The organism is Paraburkholderia susongensis (assembly GCF_900177725.1).
GTDB lineage: Bacteria > Pseudomonadota > Gammaproteobacteria > Burkholderiales > Burkholderiaceae > Paraburkholderia > Paraburkholderia susongensis.
On record NZ_FXAT01000028.1, the window covers coordinates 1 to 2,439 of the forward strand.

General features: G+C 65.0%; 1 pseudogene. It reads left to right on the plus strand.

Going from position 1 to position 2,439, the window contains the following annotated elements:
• Positions 1–2,319: pseudogene (locus tag B9Z01_RS34525) on the plus strand (hemagglutinin); the annotation flags it as partial.
• Positions 2,320–2,439 lie beyond the last annotated feature (120 nt).

Here is a 2,439-nt window from a genome sequence, read left to right on the forward strand (position 1 = left end):
GTCTCTGTTGGTGTGGCGAACACGGCAAGCGGCAATGGTGCAGTGGCGATCGGGGATCCGAACGTCGCGACGGGCACTGGCGCGGTCGCGGTCGGCGCGAACAACACGGCAAATGGCCAGGGTGCGGTTGCGTCGGGTAATGCCAATACAGCAATCGGTCAGGGCGCCGTGGCACTGGGCAACACGAGCACGGCAGCAGCGGCAGGTGCTGTTGCACTGGGTGACAGCGCAATCGCGAGGAACACCAACGATGTCGCGCTGGGCTCGGGTAGCGTGACCGCGGCGGCGAATCCGACCTCGAGCACGACGATTGGTGGCAAGACGTACGCCTTTGCAGGTGCGAATCCGACCAGTGTGGTGAGCGTCGGTGCACTGGGACAGGAGCGCCAGATCACGAACGTGGCAGCAGGCCGGGTCAGTGCGACGAGCACCGACGCGATCAACGGCTCGCAGCTCTACGCGACGAACAGCGCGGTGAATTCGCTGTCGACGACCGTAGGCACGACGACGTCGCAAATTGCATCGCTGTCGACGACGGCCAGCTCGTTGTCGTCGGGCCTGAGCACGACCAACAGCAATGTGGCTTCGCTGTCGACGTCCACGTCGACGACGGCCAGTTCGCTGTCGTCGGGCCTGAGCACGACCAACAGCAACGTGGCTTCGCTGTCGACGTCCACGTCGACCACGGCCAGCTCGCTGTCGTCAGGTCTGAACACGACCAACAGCAATGTGGCTTCGCTGTCGACGTCCGCGTCGACGACGGCCAGCTCGCTGTCGTCGGGTCTGAGCACGACCGATAGCAATGTGGCTTCGCTGTCGACGTCCACGTCGACCACGGCCAGCTCGCTGTCGACGGCCGCCAGTTCGTTGTCGTCGGGTCTGAGCACGACCAACAGCAACGTGGCCTCACTGTCGACGTCTGCTTCGACGACGGCCAGTTCGCTGTCGTCGGGCCTGAGCACGACCGATAGCAATGTGGCTTCGCTGTCGACGTCCACGTCGACCACGGCCAGCTCGCTGTCGACGGCCGCCAGTTCATTGTCGTCGGGTCTGAGCACGACCAACAGCAACGTGGCCTCACTGTCGACGTCTGCTTCGACGACGGCCAGCTCGCTGTCGACGGCCGCCAGCTCGTTGTCGTCGGGTCTGAGCACGACCAACAGCAACGTGGCCTCACTGTCGACGTCCGCGTCGACGACGGCCAGCTCGCTGTCGACGGCCGCCAGTTCGTTGTCGTCGGGTCTGAGCACGACCAACAGCAATGTGGCTTCGCTGTCGACGTCCGCGTCGACCACGGCCAGCTCGCTGTCGACGGCCGCCAGTTCATTGTCGTCGGGTCTGAGCACGACCAACAGCAACGTGGCCTCACTGTCGACGTCTGCTTCGACGACGGCCAGCTCGCTGTCGTCGGGCCTGAGCACGACCAACAGCAACGTGGCCTCACTGTCGACGTCCGCGTCGACGACGGCCAGTTCGCTGTCGTCGGGCCTGAGCACGACCAACAGCAATGTGGCTTCGCTGTCGACCTCGGCCTCGACGGGCATCGCGAACTCGGTCCAGTATGACGATCCGAGCCACACGAAGGTCACGCTGGGCGGTGCGGGTTCGACCACGCCGGTTACGCTGACCAACGTTGCCGCGGGCACCAACCCGACGGACGCGGTGAACTATAGCCAGCTGTCGTCGCTGTCCACGGTCACGGGTACAGCGACGTCGCAAGTCGCTTCGCTGTCGACGTCCGCGTCGACGACGGCCAGCTCGCTGTCGTCGGGTCTGAGCACGACCGATAGCAATGTGGCTTCGCTGTCGACGTCCACGTCGACCACGGCCAGCTCGTTGTCGACGGCCGCCAGTTCGTTGTCGTCGGGCCTGAGCACGACCAACAGCAATGTGGCTTCGCTGTCGACGTCCGCGTCGACGACGGCCAGCTCGTTGTCGTCGGGTCTGAGCACGACCGATAGCAACGTGGCTTCGCTGTCGACGTCCACGTCGACGACGGCCAGCTCGTTGTCGTCGGGTCTGAGCACGACCAACAGCAACGTGGCCTCACTGTCGACGTCCGCGTCGACGACGGCCAGTTCGCTGTCGTCGGGCCTGAGCACGACCGATAGCAATGTGGCTTCGCTGTCGACGTCCACGTCGACCACGGCCAGCTCGCTGTCGACGGCCGCCAGTTCGTTGTCGTCGGGTCTGAGCACGACCGATAGCAATGTGGCTTCGCTGTCGACGTCCACGTCGACCACGGCCAGTTCGCTGTCGTCGGGTCTGAGCACGACCAACAGCAACGTGGCTTCGCTGTCGACCTCGGCCTCGACGGGCATCGCGAACTCGGTCCAGTATGACGATCCGAGCCACACGAAGGTCACGCTGGGCGGTGCGGGTTCGACCACGCCGGTTACGCTGACCAACGTTGCCGCGGGCACCAACCCGACGGACGCG